The sequence below is a fragment of the Pseudoxanthomonas sp. LjRoot125 genome, from assembly GCF_964252705.1.
In the GTDB taxonomy this organism is placed as follows: domain Bacteria; phylum Pseudomonadota; class Gammaproteobacteria; order Xanthomonadales; family Xanthomonadaceae; genus Pseudoxanthomonas_A.
Genome location: NZ_CAXUOY020000001.1, coordinates 2,410,287 through 2,432,381, shown reverse-complemented (window position 1 = coordinate 2,432,381; position 22,095 = coordinate 2,410,287). Strand labels below are relative to the sequence as shown.

Below are 22,095 nucleotides of genomic sequence, written 5' to 3'. Positions count from 1 at the left end.
ACTGTAGCAGACAGAGGGGGACAAGTACCGGGGCTGGTTGAGTTAGTAGATCCAACGTTCGAGCGGGCGCTTCATGGCGAACTCCCAAATTTCGATACAGCGGGTTTAGCGTTCACTAGTTATTAGAAACGGTTGCGTCAAACACGCCCCGATCTCGGCGCAGCTAGGGTTCCTCCAGAACCGCCCGAACTCGAACAGCCAGTTCTTGCAGGGTGAACGGCTTAACGATCAGATGCACGCCAGCGTCCAGCACACCGTTGTGGATGATCGCGTTGCGGCTATAGCCGGTCGTGAAGAGCACTTTCAGGTGCGGCCAGCGGGCGAGGGCTTGATCGGCGAGCTTGCGTCCGTTGATTTCCGGCATGACCACATCGGTAAACAACAGGGTGATGCCCGGCTCTATTTCCAGCATCTTCAAGGCGGCCGCGGCCCCGTCGGCTTCCAGGACGCGATAACCCAGCTCAGTCAATGCATCCACCGACACTTGGCGCACGGCCGGCTCGTCCTCCACCACAAGAATGACTTCCTGCGCCTCGCCACGCGGCAGGGGACGAACGAGGGCGGAGGCTGCACTCTCGGCCGCAGCGCCTTGCAGGCGGGGCAGATAAACCTTCACGGTGGTGCCACTGCCCACCTCCGAGTAGATCTTCACATGCCCGCCGGACTGCTTGACGAAGCCATACACCTGGGAGAGCCCCAGACCCGTACCGCGACCCACTTCCTTGGTAGTAAAAAACGGATCGAAGGCCTTGTTAATGACCTCTGCGGGCATGCCCTGTCCGGTGTCTGAGACGGCGATCAGGACGTACTGGCCCGGTGCGATTCCCGGGTGGGCGTCGGTATACCCGTGATCGAGATGGCAGTTGGCCGTCTCGATCGTGACCCGACCGCCTTCAGCCATCGCATCACGTGCGTTGACCGCCAGATTCAGGATCACATTCTCGAGCTGGTTGGGATCGGCATGGGTACGCCAGAGGCCGCCAGCCAACACCGTCTCTAGCTGGACGTTTCCGCCCAAGGAGTGCGCCAGCAGCTCCGACATGCCAGCCACCAGCTTGTTCGCATCCAGGGCTTCGGGTTGAAGCGGTTGCTGGCGGGAGAAGGCCAGCAGGCGTTGGGTCAACTGGGCAGCGCGCTTAGCCGCTTCCATGGCAATGTCCACATAGCGTCGCGCGCGCTCATCGCCCGGATCCAGCCGTCCGACCAGCAGGTCCAGCGGACCGACGATGGCGGCCAGCATGTTGTTGAAGTCATGGGCAATGCCCCCGGTCAACTGGCCGACCGCTTCCATTTTCTGACTCTGCCGCAGCGCATCCTCGATGCGGATGCGTTCGGCTACTTCCGCCTGAATACGGCTCTCCAACTGCTCGTTGAGTTCCTTGAGCTGGCGTTGAACCAGATTCCTCGCTGTGACGTCGATGGCCACGCCAACCACGCGCATGCAGCGATCACTTTCAAACAGTCCACGCCCGGTGGCCGCTACCCAGCGAGTAACGCCATCTTCTTTGCCGATCGTCCGATATTCCACATCGTAGAGCGCACGCCGTGCAGGGTCGGCGGCCGCGGCAAAGGCCTCACTGGTCCTTTGTCGATCCTCCGGGTGCAGGCCGGCGTAGAAATCGGCCATCGAGCACGACACATGCGCCGAAATGCCGAACATGGCTTTGGTGCGTGCTGGCCAGATCAGCAGATCGTTGACCAGATCAACATCCCAAAACCCGATGTCCGAGGCCTCGGTGGCCAGACGAAGACGCTCCTCGCTCTCGGCCAACGCGGCCTGGGCGGCCTTGCGTTCGGTCAGGTCCAACATGGCGCCAATCATGCGGATCGGCTCGCCGGCAGGCCCTCTTAACACCGTCCCACGATCCAGCACATCAGCGTACTGACCATCGGCGCGAAGGAAGCGGTACTCGGCCGACCACGCGTGGCCGCCGTCCTCGATCACCGCATGAATGCTGTGGTCAATGCGCTGGCGATCATCGGGGTGGATATGCTCCAGCCACCACTGTGCACTGCTCTGCAGCTGGTCATAGCCAAAGAGGGTGGTCAGGGCTTCATTCCACACCACATCGCCATCGGACATGCGCCAATCCCAAATGGCGTCCCGCGTGGCCAAGGCGGCGAGCCGGTAGCGCTCCTCGATCTCACGGTGACTAGCTTCCACGGCCTTGCGATCGGTGATATCCAGCGATGCACCGATCAAACCGATGACCTGACCTTGCGCATCCCGCAACGGCGCCTTGGTGGACAGCCAAATCGCGCGCCTGCCGTCGGGGAAATTGATTTCTTCCTCAAGCTGCTCAAGCTGGCCGGAGGCCATGATACGTGCATCAGCGTCCATGACCGCCTTTGCCTGTACGGGGTCCTCCAGCAGTTCGGCATCAGTACGCCCCAGATACTCCTCTGGCGTCCTGCCCAACAGCTCGTTGGTACCGCGATTACCTATCAGCAGGCGACCTTGCCGGTCCTTTGCGTAGACCACTCCGGGCACCGCTTCGACAAACGTATTCAGCAGCGCTTCGGCACGGTCCCGCGCCTCTTCGACGCGGCGCGTTTGGCTGATGTCGATCAATACACCAGGCAAGCTGATGGGCACGCCTGCAGCGTCGCGATTGACCCACCCTCGGCCCTCCACCCAGCGCCATTGATCGTCCAGCCCTTGAATACGGTAGCGGTGAACGTACTGTCCGCCCCGTGCTACGGCGTCCGCGATGGCACTGCGAAGATCAAACTGGTCGTCCGGATGGACCGCTCCGATGAGATCGGCCAGTGCCCACGGTTTGGTCATCGGCCCCATGCCGAAGGCACGCTCCAGAGCGGCATCCACCCTGACCTTGTCAGTGGTGATATCCCAAATCCAGGTTCCGATAACGGCACCGGAGGCCAGTGCAACGCGACCTCGCTCATGGTCCAGCATGTCCGACGGTGCATCTGAACGGTGGGGCATGGAGGTGTCACCTGTGGGGCTATTCAACGGGGACAAACGGCGGCAGGCCCTCAGGCCACAAGCGCTGCAACGCAGTCTATCCGAGCCCGGCTGCCGGTTGGCTACCAGGCGTGGCGAGCCTCCCAGAAAGGGGCGGCTCGGCCTCGGAACCAAATCGTTCAGTGAAGTCGATCTTCATTAACTCCACGTGCATTTGTCGCTCACATCGGTGCGCGCACATTACCTGCGCGGCCACCCCGGTCGCGTATCGCAGGTACTTGGTTATGCCGAACCAGACCCCCAAAGACAAGCAGCAGAGCCCCGGTCGGAATCAGGATCAGGGTAACCAGAACACGCAGCAAAACCGCGGCAAGAACGATCAGCAGGGTCAGAAGCAGGACACCCAGCAGAAGTCGCGCAAAGACCGCGACCAGATGTAATGCCGCACGGCCGAGCGAGGAGGGCAGCTGCCTTTCTCGCTCCCTGGCCTATCGCTTGCCTGCATCGACCTCTCGACGTAGCAGCAACGTTTCATTCCCCCTCAACGACATCCCCCACTTCTTGGCACCCCGTGCCAACACCATGAAAGGACACACCCATGACACGTGACACTCAGCCCGATGCAAACAGGGATCCCATCACCGGCGCGCCGGGCTCACATCCGGTAGGGGTGGGCGTTGGCGGCGTCGCCGGGGGCGTGGCGGCCGGCGCGTTGGCCGGTACCGTTTTTGGTCCGATCGGCACCTTGATTGGTGCGGCCGTGGGTACGGTGGCCGGTGCCGCCGCGGGCAAGGGCGTTGCCGAGCGCATCGATCCCACCGCAGAAGTCGACTATTGGCGCAACGAAGCGCCCACGCGCGACTATTACTCCGGCGAGCATGACTTCCAGCGTGACTATGCCGGCGTCTACCAGGCCGGTGCCGTGGCCCGCGGCGAATACCCCAATGAGTCCTGGGACGATGCCGAGCGTCGCCTTCAGTCCACCTGGGAGGCCGATCGCGGCACGTCCACGCTGGATTGGGACCGCGCACGTCCGGCTGCCAAGGATGCGTGGGATCGCGCTGATCGCACCTACAACGCCTACGCCTGGAGCGACGACACCTACGCCAAGCGCTTCGAAAGCGCGGCCTATCGCCAGGACGGTGATGAGTACGACGACTATCGCCCGGCCTACCGATACGGCACCTACGCGCGTGGTCAGTACGCCGACCGCGACTGGGACGATGGCCTTGCCTCCGACCTGGAACGCGGTTGGGAGCGCTTCAAGGGCACCTCGCGCCTGACCTGGGAGCGGGCCAAGCATGCCGTGGCCGATGCGTTCACCTCTGACGACCGTCGTCGGAACTAAGACGCAACCCCTGTGCCGCCTCCGGGAGTGGAGGCGGCATTTTTTTGGCTTGCCTTTACCCCGTCGGTCCGCCCATCACCGGCAGCACGATGCCATTGACGTAAGACGACATCACCGGCGAGGCAAGGAACACGAAGGCCGGTGAGAGCTCTTCCGGCTGCGCCGGCCGCTTCATCGCGCTGTCTTTGCCAAACTCGGCTACTTCATCGGCCGGCTTGTCAGCAGGATTGAACGGTGTCCACACAGGACCGGGGGCGACCGCATTGACCCGAATGCCGCGCTCGAGCAGGTTGGAGGCCAAAGCTTTGGTAAAGGCGTGGATGGCGCCCTTGGTGGCGGAATAATCGATCAGCTTGGGGCTGCCGAACAGCCCGGTGACCGAGCCGCAATTGACGATGGACGCGCCACGCTGCATATGCGGCAGGCAGGCACGTGCCATGTGGATGTAGCCGGCCACATTCGTCTGCAGCGTCTCCTGCAGGTGCTCATCGGTCAGGTCTTCCAGCCGTTCGGCATGGAGCTGAAAGCCGGCATTGTTCACCAGCACATCGATACGGCCAAAGCGCTTGGCCACCTTGTCTGCGGCTTTCTTGCAGAAGTTCGAATCGCGCACGTCACCCGGAATCAGTAGCGCGGTACGACCTTCCTTTTCGATCCACTTTGCCGTTTCCTTGGCATCCTTGTGCTCGTTCAGATACAGCACCGCAACATCTGCGCCTTCGCGGGCAAACAGTACCGCCACCGCGCGACCGATCCCTGAATCCGCACCCGTAATCACGGCGGTCATCCCTTCGAGCTTTCCGCTGCCGCGGTAGTCGGGGGCTTCAAAGGCCGGTGCCAACATCAGATCGGCTTCGGTACCGGGCTTGGGCAGGTGTTGGGCAGGCATGCGCACCGGCTGCTTGCGCGTGCCGGCCTGGGTGGCCTGCTTGGTGGGCTTTTTCTTGCCGCGGGCATCCTTGCGATCGATCTGCGCCTGTAGTTTGCGCTGACGTGCCGCCGTGGTGTCAGCTGAGGTGGTGGCGGGGCGTGTGGCAGCCGTTTTTTTCTTGCTGGCCATGATGGAGTCCTCCGAAGGAAACACCGCATCATCGCGTCAGCCAGTGTGGCGGCCATGTGATGCCACGGCACCGACCGCGTATCTTGAGAGTGACGAACGCAGGCCAAAACCGTAGTTCGTTCGCAGGTGAATCAGCGCGCCGGCGGGCTCAGCGCGTGCATGATCTCAGGGATGCAGGGGCTGATTTCGCGCGCCAGAAAACCCAATGCACCCATGCGCTCAGCAAGATGTCGGCCTGCCTGTCCATGCAAGAACACCCCCCAGGCTGCGGCAATAAGGGGCTCGGCGCCGCGTGCCGCCAATCCCCCAATCACCCCCGCCAGCACATCTCCCGAACCGGAAGTGGCCAGGCCCACGCCGCCGCCTTCGTAACGCACCAATTCGCCCGTCGGGCTTGCAACCCACGTGCTTGGGCCCTTGAGTACCAGGACCACATGCAGATCTTTGGCCGCTTGTAGAGCCAACGCGGGTTCGTCGCCGGAGATCTGGTCCACCTCGCACCCCAGCAATTTGGCCATTTCGCCGGCGTGCGGCGTCAAGATCGCGGCCTGCGAGCGCACGTGAGCCTGCTTGAAACAGGTAATGGCGCCGGCATCCAGCACGAGGGTAGGGTGGTTTGGCAGCTCGCCCAGCAAACTGGCCAACGCGGGGCTGTCGCACATGCCAGGTCCGACGACGATGGCATCGGCGCGTTCGGCTTCCTGACGGCAGGCAGGACACATTCCAGAAATTTGGCCCTGCTCGTCACTGGGCTGACCCAGCACGCGCGCCTCGGGCATATGCGGGGCTAGGAAGAACGCTGAGGGGCCGGGAACGGCCATTTGCAGCTTGCCCGCGCCCGCCCGCAGGGCGGCCTGCGCGGCCAACAGGATCGCGCCTGGGATATCGACCGATCCGCCGATCACTATGACCCGGCCACGGTCTTCCTTGCTATGGGCCCCCTGTGCCGCCGGCAGTGGGTGGGCGGCCAACCATGTCTCATCCAGCACGTGATCCCGCGGCTGGCTCATTTGGGACCTGCCGGCGTGTCGGGCGCCTTGGTAACCTCAGCCAACTGCGCAATGTGCGGAACGATCAGGTTGGCGCTTTCCAGTTCAAACCGGGCACCTTCGCCGGTACCGGTGAGCTGGTAGTGGGTGATGCCGCAATTGGGCACGTCCGCCTCTCGGTCGATGTCCAGAATCTGGTGTTCATCCAGGCATTCGAGCAGATACCGAAAGCAATTCACGATCACCTGATGGGCCACGATGAGGACATGCTCGCCCACGTGATCACGCCTGAGAACCTCCAGCACGCTGCGCAGCCTCAGGATCACATCGCACCAGCTCTCACCGCCAGGCGGACGGAAGTAGAACTTGCCAACCAGTGCCCGCTGCTCGGCAAGCTCGGGAAAGGTGGCCTTGATGCCGGGCACTGTGTAGCGGTCCAGGATGCCGAATTCTTTCTCGCGAAGGCGCTCATCGATGGCGATATCCGATGCTCCATGTCCCAAAGCCTTCGCGGTGGCCAGACACGTCTGGTAAGCGCGCACGAACGGCGAGCTGAAGAACACCGTAGGACGCGCCGAGGCCGGTTGCTCTGAAAACCACTGGGCCAGTGCCACGGCTTGCTGCTCGCCCAACCTCGACAAAGGCGTATCGGCGTCGCGATGCTCCAGCTCGATCAGACGATCGCCGGCCAACTCGGCCGCATCACGGGCCACATTGCCGGCGCTTTGCCCATGACGCACGATCCAGAGATGGGCGGGCCAGTCTGTGTGTAACAGCCGCGGCATACGCATCGCTCCCAGAAAGGGGTCAGGCTAGAAACCCGCGTGTCGTGTCGTGGTGAAGTTGCGTTGATGTTAGCCTTCAAGCGCAGGGCAGCGTGGTGGCGTCCCCGTCTCCTGGATGGACCTGATAGGTGAGCACACGCTGCGCATCGACCGGACCCAGCCATGGATTTGTCTGAGCGCCGGTGGAGGCTTTAGCGCGCACCGCCACGTAGATCTGCAGGACCTCACCCTGGAAATGCTCGGGTACGTGGAACTCAAATGCACCGGTGTCGTTCCACTCCGATAGCGCCACTGAATCGGTCCCTGCGGCAAATCCGGCTAGCTGTCCCGGCGCGAGGTTGACCTGCAGCGTTATGCACGAGCCCACGCGTACCGCAATCCCGCGCTCACCGTCACCGGTCTTGAGCGCGCGTCCGTCGACGGTATGTTGAAGCTGGGATAGGGGCGCACTTGAGCTCATTAGCAGTCAACGTGGGTCTTAGAAAGCATCATGTCGGTCTCGCGCACAGAGCCAGGAAAGCGGGGCGCGGGCTTATCGCGATGACGAGGGAAGGTTACGCCCCAGACGTCGGCGATTGGCCTTAGCCATGCGCACATAGGGCGCCAAACCCGCCGTCGTGACTTGACCCAGCAGCCGCTCAAACGTCTGGTGAGAGGGCATCGGAGGCGTCGTTACCGTCCAGGGCGAAAAGGAGGTGGCCATTCGCATCCAAAAGGCCGCCCCGGCAGTACCCATGGCCACCCATGCCAGCCAGGCCGCTTCCCATTTCTCAAGGGACATGCGGGAAAGCTCTCTGCGATCGGCAGCGGAGCGCAGGCCGCCGCTGGCTAGCCGTACCACGCGATGGGAGATCACCTCTGGTGCCACGACGCTCAAATCGGTGAGTTGGCGTGCAACCTGACGGGTCGTGTTTCGGCGCATGAGACACTCCTGATGCGGCGCAGCATAGGGGCCTGGGTGTAAGGCGGGGTGAACCGATGGCTTGGCGTCGGCAGATCCACAGCCATGGCTCGGGTCTTCTAGCTCACGATGGTTTACTGGCGCGCTTTTTCTTCCACATCACGATCTGGCCCACGACCGCGGTCAGCAAAATCAGACTGTTGGTCACGATGAACACCCAGTTCTCCACCAGCCAGCTGTAGAGCACGAAGCCCAGCGAGGCGGCCATTTGGCCCAGGAACAGCCAGGTGGACACCCCCTCACTCTCGGGCGTGCTCGCTTGCTTCTGGATCTGCCGAACCAAGGTGGCCAGCAGAATGGCCGAGGCTAACCAGCCGATCACATCAGGCGACATACAACACGCTCCATCGTCGATTTAGATCCCGCAGGTGACATGAGTGAACCGCATGGATGAGACCCGAACGCCCGGCGCGGATAGCGCGATGCCGGAGGCTGAAGACCGTGCTTTCAACGCGATGCTATTTCATACCGGACAAGACTCCCGTGAAATCGCGCACGTTGACCAGGCGCTGGCGATCGACCCTAACGCCGACCAGCTGCTATGGATCGACCTTCAATCCCCGAGCCAGTCAGAACTCGCGCACCTGGCTCAAGCGCTGTCCTTGCCGGCCGCGGCGATCACCGGCTTCCTGGGCTCGGACACCAACCCCACCTTGGAAACCTGTGGCCCCTGTTTTTGGATGCGGGTGGTGGGCGTGGCCGAATCGGCGAGCCCCAACTTCACCGGGACCGTGCTTACCCTCATCGCAGGGAAGAACCTGGTGGTCACGCTTCATCACGCGCCCGTGCCCTTTTTGAACACGTTCCGAGAGGGACGCGCGTCCAGAAGTGCGGTGGGCACCTTGGGATCGGGCAGCTTCGTGGCGGCCTTGTTGGAGTGGCATCTGGGCACCTACTTCGAGGCCGTGGCCCGATTTGAAGGGGCGGTGGAACGACTGGAGGTGGAGGTGCTCTCCTCCAACCCCCGGAACTGCCTGCAGGAACTGCGGGATCTGCGCAAAGGGGCTTCTCGTCTACGGCGCATGCTGGCCCCGCACCGCATCGTCTTTACTGCACTGTCACGACCTGACTTCCGCCCCGAAGAGGACGAGGTCACCGCACGCCACTTCCGGGTCTTGGATACCCACTATGAGCGTGCGATGGACATGGTGGAAAGCGCGCGCGATCTGGTCGTGGGCAGCTTCGAGCTGTTCAGCAGTCAAACGGCGTTGTCGGCCAACCAGACGATGAAGGTGTTGACCTTCGTGACGGTGGTGGTGGGCGCCTTGGCCGTCGTGGGCGGCATCCTGGGGATGAATTTCGAGGCCCCATTCTTCAAGACCGGGGTCATCGGGTTTACCGTGGCTGTGGTGCTGATGCTCGTGCTGGCCGCTACCTCCATCTTTTGGGGCAAGCGCAGGGGCTGGTTCTAGTTACTCGGGCGCTTTGGCCGGTACAAAGGGCGACACCGGATCACTGGCCGGAAAGGTTTCCTCCAGCGCCTGATCCTGATTGTCACTCTCATGGGCCTTGCGCTCCCGGCGCTGGGTAGGCGACTCCGACGGCGCCTGGGGCGCGTCGGGGCTGGGAGGATCTTTACGGTCTCGCATTGCGATCTCCTACAAGAGAGTGGGGGGGGGCGAACCGGCCATCGCGGCAAGCCGGCAGGGAAGGGGAGATTGAGAGCTCCGAGGTGTGTGTCGGGTGAACCTGCTTTCACAAACCCTTGGCGAGGCCGGCGCTATATCAATGGCTTATCCCCAGCTAATGGAGTCAGTAATGGCAAGCAAGGGCTATGATCCGAAACAAGTGAAAGAACTTCTCCTGCAGGCGTTGGAAACCGAGCGCGGCGGCATCAAGATTTACACCGCCGCCATCGCCGCAGCAGTGAATGAGGACCTGCACAAGGAGTGGCAGGAATACCTGGATGAGACCAAGCATCACGAGCAGGTGCTGACCCAGGTTTTTGAAGAACTGGGATTGGACACCGAAGAGATGAGTCCGGGCAGAGAGGTGGTGGCGCATAACGGCGCCTCCTTGGTGGCCGCCATTGAAATGGCGCGCGCCAATGCCGATGCCGCTGCAGCAGAGTTGGTGGCCTGTGAGTGTGTGGTCTTGGCAGAGACCAAGGACCATACGAACTGGGAGCTGATCGGCAAGGTCGCCGAGTCCTCCACCGATAAGCTCGCCAAGATCCTGAAGGCCGCTTACGAGGAAGTGGAGGAGGATGAAGACCATCACCTCTACCACACCAAGGGCTGGTGCCGGGAACTGTGGATCCAGGCGCTGGGCATGCCCGCGGTGCTACCGCCGCCGGAAGAAGTCAAGAAAGTGGAAACGGCCATCGGCGCCGCACGCGCCGAGCAAGCCCGCGAGGACATGCTCTAACCCAACAAACCCGCCCACCGGCGGGTTTGTTGTCATCCACCTTTGTTCCGCGCCTTCAGGCGCGCACCTTTTGAAGCAGGCACCGACATGGCAACTTCGCGTAAACCCGGATCCAAGACCGCTCCCAAAAAGAACGTGAGCGGACAATCATCGGCTCGCAACTCCGACAGTGCCGCTGCCAAGGCGCCGAGGCGGGGGACGGGTGATCTACTTGCCAAGCAGGCCGCTGACGTCGAGGCCACCGTGGCGGCCTTGCCCTTCAATGAGAACAAGGCTGCTGAGCATGGGCGGCAGCAGGCCACCATGCCGCCGGAAGGCACCGAGATCATTCCGCCCTCGCCGTTGGTGAGCGCCAGTACGCTGGCGGAAAGCAATGAATCAGCCAAAGTGGGCACGCGTGCAGACGCCGGGGCCAACCCCACCGTGGGTTCGCTGGATCGGGTGAGGGTAGATGGCAGCGGGCAGCGCCTGACGACCAATCAGGGCGTGCCGGTGGCCGACAATCAGAACTCGCTCAAGGCGGGGTTGCGCGGGCCTGCGCTGTTGAAGGATTTCATACTGCGGGAAAAAATCACCCACTTCGACCATGAGCGCATTCCCGAGCGCATCGTGCATGCACGCGGTTCTGCGGCGCATGGCTATTTCGAGTCCTACAAGAAGCACACCAAACTGACCCGCGCCGCGCCGTTTCAGGAAGCCGGAAAGATCACGCCGGTATTCGTCCGCTTCTCCACCGTCGCCGGCGAGCGTGGCAGCAAGGACACGGCTCGGGATGTGCGCGGCTTTGCGGTGAAGTTCTATACCGATGAAGGCAACTGGGACCTGGTGGGCAATAACATGCCGGTGTTCTTCATCCAGGATGCGATGAAGTTTCCCGACCTGGTGCATGCGGTCAAGCCTGAGCCCCATCACGCCATGCCGCAGGCGGCCTCGGCCCACGATACGTTCTGGGATTTCGTCTCGTTGATGCCCGAGTCGACCCACATGCTGATGTGGCTGATGTCAGACCGGGCCATTCCACGTAGTTACCGGATGATGCAGGGGTTTGGCGTGCACACGTTCCGCTTCGTCAACGACCAGGGCCAGTCCTGCTTCGTCAAGTTTCACTGGACGCCGCTGCAGGGCACCCATGCGCTGCTGTGGGACGAGGCGGTCAAGATCTCCGGGTGCGATCCGGACTACCACCGGCGCGACTTGTGGGAAGCCATTGAGGCCGGCGCCTACCCGGAGTGGGAGCTGGGCGTGCAGGTGTTCTCCGAGCAGGACGCCGAGCGCTTCTCCTTCGACATCCTGGATGCCACCAAGATCGTGCCCGAAGAACTGGTGCCTATCACTCCCTTGGGACGGATGGTGCTCAACCGCAATCCGGACAACTTCTTTGCCGAAACCGAACAGGTCGCCTTTTGCACGGCCCATGTCATTCCTGGCATCGATTTCACCAACGATCCGCTCTTGGCCGGTCGCATCCACTCCTACGTCGATACCCAGCTCTCTCGACTGGGCGGTCCCAACTTCCATGAGATTCCCATCAACGCACCGATCGCCCCGGTACACAACAATCAGCGCGATGGTCTGCACCGCCAAGCCATTCACCGTGGCAAGGTGGCCTACGAGCCCAACTCGCTCGGCGGCGGATGTCCGTTTCAGGCCGGAGCAGCCGGATTCGTATCCTTTCCCGAGCCTGTAGAGCAGGACGAGGTGCGCGGTAAACCGGAAAAATTCGCTGAGCACTTCAACCAGGCCGCGTTGTTCTTCAACAGCCAGAGGCCGGTAGAGCAGGCGCACATCGTCGCCGCGTTCCGCTTCGAGCTGTCCAAGCTCACCGTGCCGGCCATCCGTCAGCGCGTGGTCTCCATGCTGCGTAATGCCTCCGAGGACCTGGCCGCCCAGGTGGCAGACGGGTTAGGCATGACCTTGCCCGAGCCCATGCCGCGTGCCTTGCCAAAACCGCCTAAGGCGGAAGTGACCTCCTCCGAGGCGCTCTCCATGTTCGCGCTACCCGGTCAGGTTGGGGTGGCTACGCGCAAGGTCGCCATCTTCGTCGGCGATGGCGTGGATGGGGAGCAGGTGGCGGCGGCACAGAAGGCACTGGTCAAGGCCGGCGCTGTGGGTCGACTAATCGGACCCCGAGTGGGCGCCTTTAGCGCGGCAGACGGCAGCCAGATCGATGCCGATGCGTCCTTCGAAAACGAGCCGTCCGTCCTGTTTGACGGCGTCATCCTTCCCGATGGCGAGGGAACGGCGAAAGCGTGGGCGCGCGATGGGCGGGCGGGCGAGTTCGTTAAAGACCAGTTCCGCCATCTGAAAACGATTCTGGCCTTGGGCGAGGCGGTGGCCTTCGTGGAAGGTGCAGGGGTCTTGCGCGATGAGGAGGATGCCGGTCTGCTGCTTCATAGCGACCCGCCCAAGGGTGCCATCGCTAGCTTCTTGGAGGCCTTGGCCAAACATAAGCACTTTGAGCGGGAAACCGATCCGCCGCTGCTGTAGAACCGCTGGCGGCTGGGGACGGTGAATCTGGCCGTTGATTGCAGATCCACTGTGTGGGACACCCAACGCGTGTCCCACGGCGCCGAGATCCTATCGTCAGGGTGCCGGCGGGGTCTGGTTGAAGACCGCCCAGAATTTCCCCAACACCTTCAGTGCCGACACGAATTGAGCCGGTTCCACGGGTTTGAGCACGAATGCGTTGACGCCCAGATTCCACGAGGCAATCGCATCGGACTCCTGTCGGGATGAGGTAAGAATCACCACCGGCAGGTGCGCCAGCGCGGGATCGGCGCGGATCTGCGTCAACGTCTCGATACCACCCAGTCGCGGCATCTCGAGGTCCAGCAACAAGACAGTTGGGCGGTCAACGGGCCGCTCAGAGAACTTGCCTTCGCCACGCAGGTACTCCAACACCTCCACGCCATCGAACACGCGCACGATAGGGTTGGCCAGATGCGCCTCGCGAAATGCATCGAGCACCATCTCGGCATCATTATCGCTGTCTTCGGCCAACAGGATGGTCGGCATTACAGGAGGCAACATGATCGGTTCTTCATGCGGATGAGACCGGTTCACTATACCAACTCACATACATGAATAGGGCGTACTTCATTCGTTCTTCGAGATTGATCCCCCCAAGCTTGCCGTCCCCGACAGGAGCCCGGTTATGACGTCCCAACGCACCTCGTTTTGGTATCGCAATGGCCTGTCGCTGGTATTGCTGGGCATGTTTTTGGTCTTCTTTGCCGCCCAGACGTTGACCGGTTGGCGGGCAGACAACCAGGAACGGGTGCAGCAGGGACAACCGGCGCAGCCACTGACGACCTACCTGCAGGGAGGTCACTTCCTGTCAGCGACGTTTGAGAACTGGGAGAGCGAATTCCTGCAGATGGGTATGTACGTACTGCTGACGGTGTGGCTGCGGCAACGCGGATCGGCAGAGTCCCGTGAGCTGGATCCGGCGCAGGAACAAGAACGGGTCGACCCCGGTCCAACCCCGACGCCGGTGACGAAAGGGGGGGTATGGAAGTGGATCTACGCCAATTCCTTGAGCGTGGCCTTCGGCGTACTGTTCCTGGGCGCCTTCATAGGGCATGCCTATGGAAGCTGGCTGCATGAGAACGAGCAGCGCATCGCGCAGGGTTTGGCCGCCATCCCCTGGAGCACGCATCTGGGCGGTGCGCAGTTCTGGTTTGAGTCCATGCAGAACTGGCAGAGCGAGTTCTTAGCGGTGTTGTCCATTGTCGTGTTGAGCATCTTCCTGCGACAGGACAAATCACCCGAGTCCAAGGCCCTTGCCGCGCCGCATGGACAAACCGGGACGTGATCGCAGGGCAAGGCGTCTGTCGTTGGAGCGTGTCGGTCCCAACAGGCGGGCATCGAGGGGCCGATGTCGCGCCAGCGAAAGAGCTAGCGGCTGCAGCGCTTCAATTCGAGCCGTCCGGCTCCGTGATCGGGCACCGATTGAAATTGCTGCGGAACTGACGTGATACAGCCATCACGCGCTTGCGCGCTCGATTGACGGCGCCCAGGGGGCGATGGGCCGCCAGCGCATTCCAGGGAGAGAACGCCAGCGATTTTTCCGTCTGCTCGGACAGGCCCGACCAGGAGCGTTGGGGCGGCAGCGCCAAAGTCGCCACGGTGATCCATGGGCTGACCTCTTCAGGCCAGGCGATGGAGGCATCTTCGATCGGCATGCGCTCCAGGTCTCGACACAGTTGGACGTTAAAGGCCCACAGCGCTTCCTCACTGGCCAACGCGCTCTGGATCGCTTGGCGTTGGGCATCACCTTCATTGGGGATGGCGGTGCCAGCGAGCGCTTGCAGTGCAGGCGATAGCGGGGCCAACGAGAACTTGGCCATGTACGGTCCATACAGGAATGGGACCTGGGTGAAGTAGGTTTCTCCCAAAGGATGTCGCTGCGGCTCCCCGCCCAAGCCCTTGAGCTTACCGCTCTGCAGGCCGACCGCCTCCAACGCCGCCTCGGCGCCTCGCAGCGTGGCGGAGATGACGGTCTTGGTGCGCGGCATCTTTTCGGTGGTGGCGGCCAGCAACTTGGCTGGACCGACAAAACCGGCAGGCGTGGGCGCAGTGAAGGCCGGTCCATTGACCATCAGGAAATCCTGGGAGTGCCCCGGCAGACTGCCGGCCGCACGCTCGCCCTCCACATGTAGCACCTTGAGCGCCAGTGCCCGTGGCGTGGAGACCGTATCTGGCAATTGCTCGGCAGGAGGCGAGGAAAAGCGCACCAATGCTTCGAAACACCGCGCTTTGGCAAACAGGCCGTGGGCCAATTCCGGTGGCAGGTCGCCATGGACCTGAAAGGTGCCCCGCACCAGTGCGTGCCCTTTGGCATGCACGGCACGATGGGCCACGCCTTCCTGCTGGGCCACCCGGTGGGCCATGCTCAAGAAGAGCGTTTCCAGCTCGAGGATCGCGTCGTTCTCCTCCGCTCCGATGAATTCGACGGAAGGTCGGAAAAGAACCGGCAAAGCAAACTTGGTCACGGGGTCACTTTCGTCACGGTCGGTTTTTCCTAGCCCCTGTCGGGAGCCGAAGCTGGGTTCAGATGCATGCGGGCGGCCGCTCGCGTGAGCAAGTTGATACGTTGGTGCACCCATCGGCTCGCCCAGCGCAGTGCCGCCTGCTTGTTCCTGCAGGCCATCCGCTGGGGGACCACCTCGGGCGAGGCAAACACCACCACGGCCAACCATGCCTGGCCCTCGCCAAGCACATCCACCACCGGGATGGAGGCCATGCACACGGTGTCTTTTCCGGCGCCCTCTACCCATTGAAAGTCCGGCGGTAAGGCAGGCTTATCCGAATGGGGCATAGGTCATGGCGCGCAGGGGGTCCCGAGGCAAGCTGTCAAACCGTGCGTGTAAGGTCGGTGAATCCTAACTACGCGCAACGGTGGCCAGTTGGCGATGGATGGCGGTGGCGGCGATGGCTGCCTGACCGAAGGCCACGGAAATCTGATTGATCGCACTGCTGACATCGCCGACGGCGTACAAACCCGGGATGGAGGTTTGCATGTGGGCATCGGTAAACAGTTCCCCGGAAGCCGTTTGACGGGCACCGGCGGCCGTGGCCAGTTCGCAACGAGAGGTAGTGCCCAACGCAGCGTAGACCGTGTCGAACCGATGGACCCTGCCTTGGAGATCCACGATCCGACACTGGTTGCCCGTCATACGCACCGTGGGCTCGCACTCGAACACGCCAATATTTAGCTCGCGGGCCTGCTGCAAGGATCGCTGTGAGGCCCGCGACCCGTCTTTGAGCGTCAGGGCGCTCACCCTGGCGGAAAACCCGCGCAGGAAACAGGCGTGGCGCAAGGCCGATTCCGGTGGGCCCAGGACGCCAATGGACGCATCGGTGGCTTCATACCCATCGCAGATCGCACACAGGCGCAGCAAGCCGCGCTCAATGGCCGTCTTGGGGCTCAGCACCTTCAGGGTGGGCAGCGTGTCTTCCACGCCGGTGGCCAGGATCACCGTGTAAGCCTGCAGGCTCCGTCGGGGCAGGGTGATCGTAAAAACGTCCAGCCCCACTTCGATGCGGGAGGCCACGGCCTTGATGCACGTGACCCCGTATTGGCCAGCTTGCTCGCCCAATCGGGCCAACAGAGCGCTCCCCGCCACGCCTGCCGGAAATCCGGGGCAGTTGTGGGTCTTGGGAATCCATTTCGCCCGACTCTGCCCGTTATCGATGAGCGCCACGGAGCGATGAAAACGACGCAAGTACGTGGCCGCCGTCAGACCGGCCGGCCCGCCTCCGACGATGAGGCAATCCCAAATCTTCGTTGGTGCGGAGGACTTCATGGGCATTCGGGATCGCATTATGCGTGCTGAGGTTTGACTAGCCATGCCTGTAAGCACCGTGGAATATCAATGACTACCTAAATCGTATAGCCGACTAGCGGCATAGAAGTCGATCTAAAGCCGGACGATCAAGCGGAGATCGAATGGGCGCTCGCACGGCCGTAGGAGGGGTGGGCCCCGCTTCCGCGCCCGTCCATTGGGTCGCTGAGCCGACGCCTTGGCTCAGAGCGACACAGCGACGTCTTCACGGACACGCGGACCGGCGCCATCAACTCGCGCCTCGTCATCGGACGACTGATTCCAAACATATGTGAAGTTAGCTTCGCTGGTTATCTCTCGACCGCTCGCGGCCCGGCATTTTGAGATGAAATTTGCCTTCAGGCTCTCAATGTCCGCGGTCGCTTGTGCGCCAGAGCCAGGTGGCAAGAACCCAGCCGAACCCCAGCCTGGCGGACCAGGACGAGATACGACATTTGAGAAGCATGTTGAATTGGAACTGTCGTCAGGGAGATTACGCATGGAGATCATCATCACGAAGCGCAGCGGTTTTCCCGCCGTAGGAAGGGCTCCATTGCGTCCTCGTGCTGGGGTTGCGGCGGCTTGATTAGAAAGATGCGAAGGCGGCGGCGCCGGATCGGCGGGTCGGTGTGAAGCACCTGGTCTCACGAAGTCTTGCACGTCCCCCGCTGTTCCCTGTTTCTGCAAGTCCCCCGCCTGCGCGGCAACGGTGGCCACCTGCGCCGCGGTGCTGCCCAGGAATATCTCCTGATGCGCTCGCGCTTGTCGATACTCCTCGGCGGACTCCGAAAGCGCACGCGTCGTACCCGAAACAATCGCCCCAAGCAGTGCGGCACGCTGCTCGCGACGATCGGCTGCCTTGCGTGCGTCCTCCGCCTTGCGCTCTGCTTCTGCCTTTGCCAACTGGGCCTGCCAGGTAGCGTTGGCTTGCTGCACCAGCGCGGCTGTGTCAGGGCCCGATGTCTGCCGCCAGCCCAATTGGACGAATTCATCTTCGGTCACGGCCTGCCAAGGCGGCCTGGAGCCGTCTTGCGACACTGTTTCGATACGCATCAAGCGATCAGCACTGCCGTTGAGTGTGAACACGAGCCGCGAGTACACCTTGCCGATAACCTTGTACCAGTCAGAAACGACCGTGCGGTTGTCCAAGTGGCGCATAGTGGTCTTGTAACGTGTGCCCACGGGTGAAACAGCTTCGGCCTGCAGTTCGCCGCGAACCTTTCCGGGACGGACGGTCCAGACGTCTATGATGCCGAACGAGTTGCTTTCGATCCTCAGGGCCTTTCGGTTCTCGATCCACGTAAAAGTGTCGATGACATGCAAGGTGCCTATGCTGGTGGGGTCACTGCTTTTGGCCCAGCTGGTGTCGGCCAATAAAGAAAGCACGCCCCACGTGGCCGCATGATCGGTTGTGGGAACAGTTTCGTCGCGTTGTAAGCCTGCGAAGGAGACGGCTTGCCAGCCCGATGATTCGGATGCGAGTGCTTGGAAGCCCAAAATTGAAAAGCACAGAATGACCAATGCCAGCCGGCCCATAGTCCCCATCTCTACCCCCCTAGTGCCGGATCCTGCCGGTCAGCGGGAAGACTACACCGACTCTCTGCGGTGAGGGGTACGGCAATGCAGTCGAGAGCCGATGCGCCGGCTCACAGATCGCTGACTCACGCGGTTGGATATATGGAGCAATATTGGGTGTCCGGCAAACCGGCACGGCAGCCATTATGTTGTCCTAGCAGTCGGCGCGCGGGCTCATGCTGACTTCCAGGTCATGTTCACGCCAGAAACCACCTCTGTCATTACTGCCAACTTGCACGCCTTGATCCAAGTTGATGATGGCCTCAGAAGTGGGGCGACGGCTCAAGATAGCCTTGGGTCTTGCAACGGCGGTTTTCACGCCGCCTCGACAGGTCATCAGGCTATTTTTCACCAAACTGAACTACAGGAGCCGTGTTGATGTCTGCCGTCGTTCTGATCATTGAAGACAACCGCAGTTTGGCTGAAACCGTGGGCTATTTCCTGGAAGCCAAGGGCCTGGAAGTGGACTACGCGGTCGACGGCGCCGAAGGGTATCGGCTGGCCAGTGAAAATCGATACGACGCCATCATTCTGGACGGCAACCTCCCCCGCATGGATGGCCTGCAGGTAGTCAAACAGCTGCGCACGGAGGCGCGGGTGGCGACGCCCATCATCATGGTGACCGCGCGCGATACCCTGGAGGACAAGCTGGTCGGCCTAGAGGCGGGCGTGGACGATTTCCTGACCAAGCCCTTTGCGACCCAGGAACTGGAAGCGCGCTTGAAGGCCATCATCCGCCGCAATCGTAAGGAAGTCGCCAGAGCCGTGTTGCAGGTGGGCGATCTCACGTTGGATCCTGCCTCGCAGATCGTGCAACGGGATGGACGTCGCTTGGAGCTTACGCCCGCGGGAATGCGGCTGTTGACCATCTTGATGCGCGAATCCCCGCGCGTGGTCTCGCGCCGGGAAATCGAACGTGAGCTGTGGGGGGATGATCTGCCCGATTCTGATGCCCTGCGCAGTCACATGTACAACCTGCGCAAAGCCATCGACAAGGGCTTCGCTACGCCCATGCTGCACACGGTGCAGAGCGCCGGCTACCGCCTGGCGGCGAACATCGGTCAGGCGTCCCATGCTCAGGATGCTCAGGCGGCCTGAGTAGCATGGGCCGGATTGATTCCCACGCTTTTGAGAACCTGGTGCAGCGCCTGTCCGCACAGGAAGGCGTTGCGCACTGTCTGCCGTATCCCGGCATGACGCCGATTCCAGACGGGTTCGATGCCTTCGCCAGGCAGGATGCGGCCAGGGCAGAGATGGAGTGGGGCGATGCTTGCCCTGCCTATGCCTTGGGGCTCATCACCTACGGCAGCTGTGTGCTGCCACAGGATGAGGAATATCTGGAAGTGCTGTGGGATGAGCTTGGCGGCGATTCCACGCAGGTATGGGCGCAAGCGCGGCCGCTGGTGCTGGCAACGTGGGCATGGTTGAGTAATCCACCCGCGCAGGAGCCTGGTCCAGGCGCTAGCCATGACGAGAGCGATCCCACCGGTCTGATGCACTAGCCTGTACGGGAGGTTGCTTTACACGGCCATGACATGACGGCCACCAAGATCAGGGATAACTGACTTGGAGAGGCCTATGCGTTCGAAATGTCTGTTTGCGGGGATGGTGTTGCTGCTCACGCTGCCGGGGTATGCCGCCACACCCGACAACACCCTGGCCGCCCAAGCCAATGATCCCGCAACCCGCCAGGGCATGGCCGCCCTCGTGCGAGCACAAGTGTTGCTGGATCGTGCCCATTTCTCACCCGGGGAAATCGATGGGCGCGCCGGCTCGAATCAGCGGCGTGCGGTTCGCGGGTATCAGCAGGCGCGGAAGTTGAAGGTCACCGGAGAACTGGATGAGGCGACATGGACCTCATTGAATCAAGACGCAGCGCCTGCCTTGGTGACCTACACGCTGACGGCCGACGATGTGGGACAACCCGTGGCTTCCATACCCGAGGACATGATGGCGCAGGCCACGTTGTCCTCGTTGGCCTTTGAGTCGATCGAAGAGGCCTTGGGCGAGCGCTTCCATATCTCACCCGCATTGCTGAAGGCGCTGAATCCGAACGCGGACTTTTCAAAGGCCGGTACGCCGTTGCAGGTGCCAAACGTGGCCAGCCTCACGGCGCTGCCGAAAGCGGCCAGTGTGGTGATCGACAAGTCCGATTCCACATTGGGACTTCTGGATGCCAACGGTGCCCTTATTGCACAGTTTCCGGTGTCCTCAGGGAGCGAGAAGGATCCGCTTCCTGTAGGACATTGGAAGATCGTCGGGGTCGCAGAGAATCCGACCTTCCACTACAACCCCAAACTGTTCTGGGACGCTGACCCGGCGCACGCGGAAGCCAAAATCGCCGCTGGGCCTAACAATCCCGTGGGCACGCGTTGGATCGACCTGTCCAAGAAGCACTACGGCCTGCACGGCACCCCAGAACCCAGCGCCATCGGCAAAGCCCAGTCACACGGCTGTGTGCGACTTACCAACTGGGATGTTGAGCGCGTGGCGCGTGCCGTGTCGCCGGCGCTGTCAGTGACCATGCAGGAGTAGGGGTGAGATACCTGCTTGCGCTGATTGTCGTGGTCTGCACGCTGGCCGCCTTGCTGTGGACCGGCGTCGAGATTTCGCCGACTTCCCCACCTGACGCTACCCCCAGCGCATCGGCCACCCCGACTGACGTCGGCGCAGCTAAGCCGGCCGTCGTCGCGAGCCCGGACGCGCCAATGACGCAGCTTCCATCAGATCCTGCGTTACCTGCACCGGCAGCACGCACGGATCCGTCGGGCATTCTGCTGATACCGGTGCAAGGGGTACAGGCAACCGCGTTGGTCGACACGTTTACCGATGCCAGAAGCCAGGGCCGAAGCCATGATGCGATCGACATCATGGCTCCTGCCGGCACTCCCGTACTGGCCGTGGCCGATGGCCACATCGAAAAACTGTTCACCAGCGAGCGAGGCGGACTGACGATCTACCAATTCGACCCCGCTGGGCGACTGGCCTACTACTACGCGCATCTGCAAGGGTATGCACCGGGGCTGGCAGAGCAACAGCAGATCACCCGCGGCCAACTGCTCGGCTATGTAGGATCCACCGGCAACGCCAGTCCTGACGCACCGCATCTGCATTTTGCCATCTTCGAACTTGGCCCGGAGAAGCGTTGGTGGGAGGGCACAGCGATCAACCCGTATCCAGCGCTGACTCAAAGCCAATAACGTAACTCCTGCCGTTGCCTGGGTTCGCGGCGCAGGTGCTGCTATAGAATCGGCTATTCACCCCGCGCCTAGCCGACCACAAGAATCCTTGAATGACTAAGACCACCTTGGACGCCATTGCGACCACGCGAGCTCGACTGGAAGAAGAATTGCGCGATCTGGATAAGCAAGAAGAGCAGCTACGTCAGCAGCAGGCCTCGGACGCCTACGCCAATGTGATGCAACTTCTGACCCAGTTTGGTGCCCACTTCTCTGCCAAGCAGAAAGCCGAGCTGGTGACGGCGCTGGGCAGTGGTGAGCGCGCACCGCGCAAGAAGGCATCGAGCAATAAAGAGGTAGCCCCCAAGTACTGGTTGCCACACAGCGGTGAAACCTGGTCAGGTCGAGGCCGTGCGCCTCGTGCCTTTGCTGCCTGGGAAGGCACGGCCGCCTACAAGGAATGGAAGGCACGCCACCCCAACGAGAAGTTCCCGAAGTTCCCAGGCTAGCGGCCGTATCGGTCTGTGTGAGGTCAAGGCGGTGTGACGGTAGGGGAGGGTTCTCGTCATCTTCACTGTG

Annotated in this window: 22 protein-coding genes; 11 read left to right on the top strand and 11 right to left on the bottom strand. The window is 62.0% G+C overall.

All coding sequences use genetic code 11. The features are described from left to right. Nucleotides 1-163: 163 nt before the first annotated feature. Entirely contained in the window at nucleotides 164-2,947 is a 2,784-nt protein-coding gene (locus ACSION_RS11220; protein WP_249720557.1) for a PAS domain-containing hybrid sensor histidine kinase/response regulator, read from the bottom strand. A 263-nt stretch (nucleotides 2,948-3,210) separates the two neighbouring features. Here ACSION_RS11220 and ACSION_RS11215 point away from each other — a divergent pair, with 263 nt between their 5' ends. Together ACSION_RS11215 and ACSION_RS11210 are read left to right on the top strand one after the other, a co-directional pair. Then, nucleotides 3,211-3,366 (top strand): hypothetical protein, encoded by a 156-nt coding sequence (locus ACSION_RS11215; protein WP_185896144.1) that lies wholly within the window; start codon nucleotides 3,211-3,213, stop codon nucleotides 3,364-3,366. A gap of 158 nt (nucleotides 3,367-3,524) precedes the next feature. Next, nucleotides 3,525-4,274, top strand: coding sequence for a hypothetical protein (locus tag ACSION_RS11210; protein ID WP_185896145.1), 750 nt, complete (start codon nucleotides 3,525-3,527; stop codon nucleotides 4,272-4,274). A 55-nt stretch (nucleotides 4,275-4,329) separates the two neighbouring features. On the opposite strand, the gene ACSION_RS11205 is transcribed toward ACSION_RS11210, so the two are convergent. From ACSION_RS11205 to ACSION_RS11185, 5 genes are all read right to left on the bottom strand, one after another. Further along, nucleotides 4,330-5,334, bottom strand: coding sequence for an SDR family oxidoreductase (locus tag ACSION_RS11205; protein WP_185896146.1), 1,005 nt, complete (start codon nucleotides 5,332-5,334; stop codon nucleotides 4,330-4,332). Between the two features lie 131 nt (nucleotides 5,335-5,465). Then, nucleotides 5,466-6,344, bottom strand: coding sequence for an NAD(P)H-hydrate dehydratase (locus ACSION_RS11200; protein ID WP_185896147.1), 879 nt, complete (start codon nucleotides 6,342-6,344; stop codon nucleotides 5,466-5,468). Then, nucleotides 6,341-7,108, bottom strand: coding sequence for a histidine phosphatase family protein (locus ACSION_RS11195; RefSeq protein WP_308442946.1), 768 nt, complete (start codon nucleotides 7,106-7,108; stop codon nucleotides 6,341-6,343). Before ACSION_RS11195 ends, ACSION_RS11200 begins: the two co-directional genes overlap by 4 nt. Nucleotides 7,109-7,184: 76 nt before the next feature. After that, nucleotides 7,185-7,568 (bottom strand): hypothetical protein, encoded by a 384-nt coding sequence (locus ACSION_RS11190; protein ID WP_185896149.1) that lies wholly within the window; start codon nucleotides 7,566-7,568, stop codon nucleotides 7,185-7,187. A gap of 565 nt (nucleotides 7,569-8,133) precedes the next feature. After that, entirely contained in the window at nucleotides 8,134-8,403 is a 270-nt protein-coding gene (locus ACSION_RS11185; protein WP_185896150.1) for a hypothetical protein, read from the bottom strand. 52 nt (nucleotides 8,404-8,455) lie between these two features. Between ACSION_RS11185 and ACSION_RS11180 the strand changes: the two genes are divergently transcribed. Next, complete coding sequence (locus tag ACSION_RS11180; protein WP_185896151.1) at nucleotides 8,456-9,481, top strand: magnesium transporter CorA family protein; 1,026 nt, start codon at nucleotides 8,456-8,458, stop codon at nucleotides 9,479-9,481. Here the strand turns inward: ACSION_RS11180 and ACSION_RS11175 are convergent, their stop codons facing one another. Continuing rightward, the gene (locus ACSION_RS11175; RefSeq protein ID WP_249720555.1) at nucleotides 9,482-9,658 is read right to left on the bottom strand and encodes a hypothetical protein; all 177 of its coding nucleotides are present in this window, start codon (nucleotides 9,656-9,658) and stop codon (nucleotides 9,482-9,484) included. Nucleotides 9,659-9,827: 169 nt separating this feature from the next. On the opposite strand from ACSION_RS11175, the gene ACSION_RS11170 reads away from it, so the two are divergent. Beyond that, nucleotides 9,828-10,436: a hypothetical protein gene (locus tag ACSION_RS11170; RefSeq protein WP_185896152.1), complete on the top strand. Its 609-nt coding sequence runs from the start codon at nucleotides 9,828-9,830 to the stop codon at nucleotides 10,434-10,436. An 87-nt stretch (nucleotides 10,437-10,523) separates the two neighbouring features. After that, the gene (locus ACSION_RS11165; RefSeq protein WP_185896153.1) at nucleotides 10,524-12,923 is read left to right on the top strand and encodes a catalase; all 2,400 of its coding nucleotides are present in this window, start codon (nucleotides 10,524-10,526) and stop codon (nucleotides 12,921-12,923) included. 96 nt (nucleotides 12,924-13,019) lie between these two features. On the opposite strand, the gene ACSION_RS11160 is transcribed toward ACSION_RS11165, so the two are convergent. Further along, nucleotides 13,020-13,451 carry a response regulator gene (locus tag ACSION_RS11160; protein ID WP_185896154.1) on the bottom strand — a complete coding sequence of 144 codons (432 nt, stop codon included), beginning with the start codon at nucleotides 13,449-13,451 and terminating at the stop codon, nucleotides 13,020-13,022. Between the two features lie 139 nt (nucleotides 13,452-13,590). On the opposite strand from ACSION_RS11160, the gene ACSION_RS11155 reads away from it, so the two are divergent. Next, complete coding sequence (locus ACSION_RS11155; protein WP_185896155.1) at nucleotides 13,591-14,250, top strand: DUF6766 family protein; 660 nt, start codon at nucleotides 13,591-13,593, stop codon at nucleotides 14,248-14,250. A 100-nt stretch (nucleotides 14,251-14,350) separates the two neighbouring features. Here ACSION_RS11155 and ACSION_RS11150 read toward each other — a convergent pair whose 3' ends face one another. The 3 genes from ACSION_RS11150 to ACSION_RS11140 all read right to left on the bottom strand — a co-directional run bounded on the left by ACSION_RS11150 (nucleotide 14,351) and on the right by ACSION_RS11140 (nucleotide 18,298). After that, nucleotides 14,351-15,430, bottom strand: a complete 1,080-nt coding sequence (locus ACSION_RS11150) for a catalase family protein (RefSeq protein WP_185896156.1) — start codon at nucleotides 15,428-15,430, stop codon at nucleotides 14,351-14,353. Nucleotides 15,431-15,820: 390 nt separating this feature from the next. Continuing rightward, complete coding sequence (locus ACSION_RS11145; protein WP_185896157.1) at nucleotides 15,821-16,744, bottom strand: NAD(P)/FAD-dependent oxidoreductase; 924 nt, start codon at nucleotides 16,742-16,744, stop codon at nucleotides 15,821-15,823. 222 nt (nucleotides 16,745-16,966) lie between these two features. After that, nucleotides 16,967-18,298: a hypothetical protein gene (locus ACSION_RS11140; protein ID WP_185896158.1), complete on the bottom strand. Its 1,332-nt coding sequence runs from the start codon at nucleotides 18,296-18,298 to the stop codon at nucleotides 16,967-16,969. Between the two features lie 417 nt (nucleotides 18,299-18,715). Between ACSION_RS11140 and ACSION_RS11135 the strand changes: the two genes are divergently transcribed. The 5 genes from ACSION_RS11135 to ACSION_RS11115 all read left to right on the top strand — a co-directional run bounded on the left by ACSION_RS11135 (nucleotide 18,716) and on the right by ACSION_RS11115 (nucleotide 22,025). Continuing rightward, nucleotides 18,716-19,435 (top strand): response regulator transcription factor, encoded by a 720-nt coding sequence (locus tag ACSION_RS11135; RefSeq protein ID WP_185896159.1) that lies wholly within the window; start codon nucleotides 18,716-18,718, stop codon nucleotides 19,433-19,435. A gap of 5 nt (nucleotides 19,436-19,440) precedes the next feature. Next, nucleotides 19,441-19,839, top strand: coding sequence for a hypothetical protein (locus ACSION_RS11130; RefSeq protein WP_185896160.1), 399 nt, complete (start codon nucleotides 19,441-19,443; stop codon nucleotides 19,837-19,839). 76 nt (nucleotides 19,840-19,915) lie between these two features. Continuing rightward, the gene (locus tag ACSION_RS11125; protein ID WP_394694835.1) at nucleotides 19,916-20,872 is read left to right on the top strand and encodes a L,D-transpeptidase family protein; all 957 of its coding nucleotides are present in this window, start codon (nucleotides 19,916-19,918) and stop codon (nucleotides 20,870-20,872) included. A 2-nt stretch (nucleotides 20,873-20,874) separates the two neighbouring features. Continuing rightward, entirely contained in the window at nucleotides 20,875-21,537 is a 663-nt protein-coding gene (locus ACSION_RS11120; protein ID WP_394694836.1) for a M23 family metallopeptidase, read from the top strand. A 92-nt stretch (nucleotides 21,538-21,629) separates the two neighbouring features. Next, nucleotides 21,630-22,025, top strand: a complete 396-nt coding sequence (locus tag ACSION_RS11115; RefSeq protein ID WP_185896161.1) for an H-NS histone family protein — start codon at nucleotides 21,630-21,632, stop codon at nucleotides 22,023-22,025. The last annotated feature ends 70 nt before the right edge of the window (nucleotides 22,026-22,095 follow it).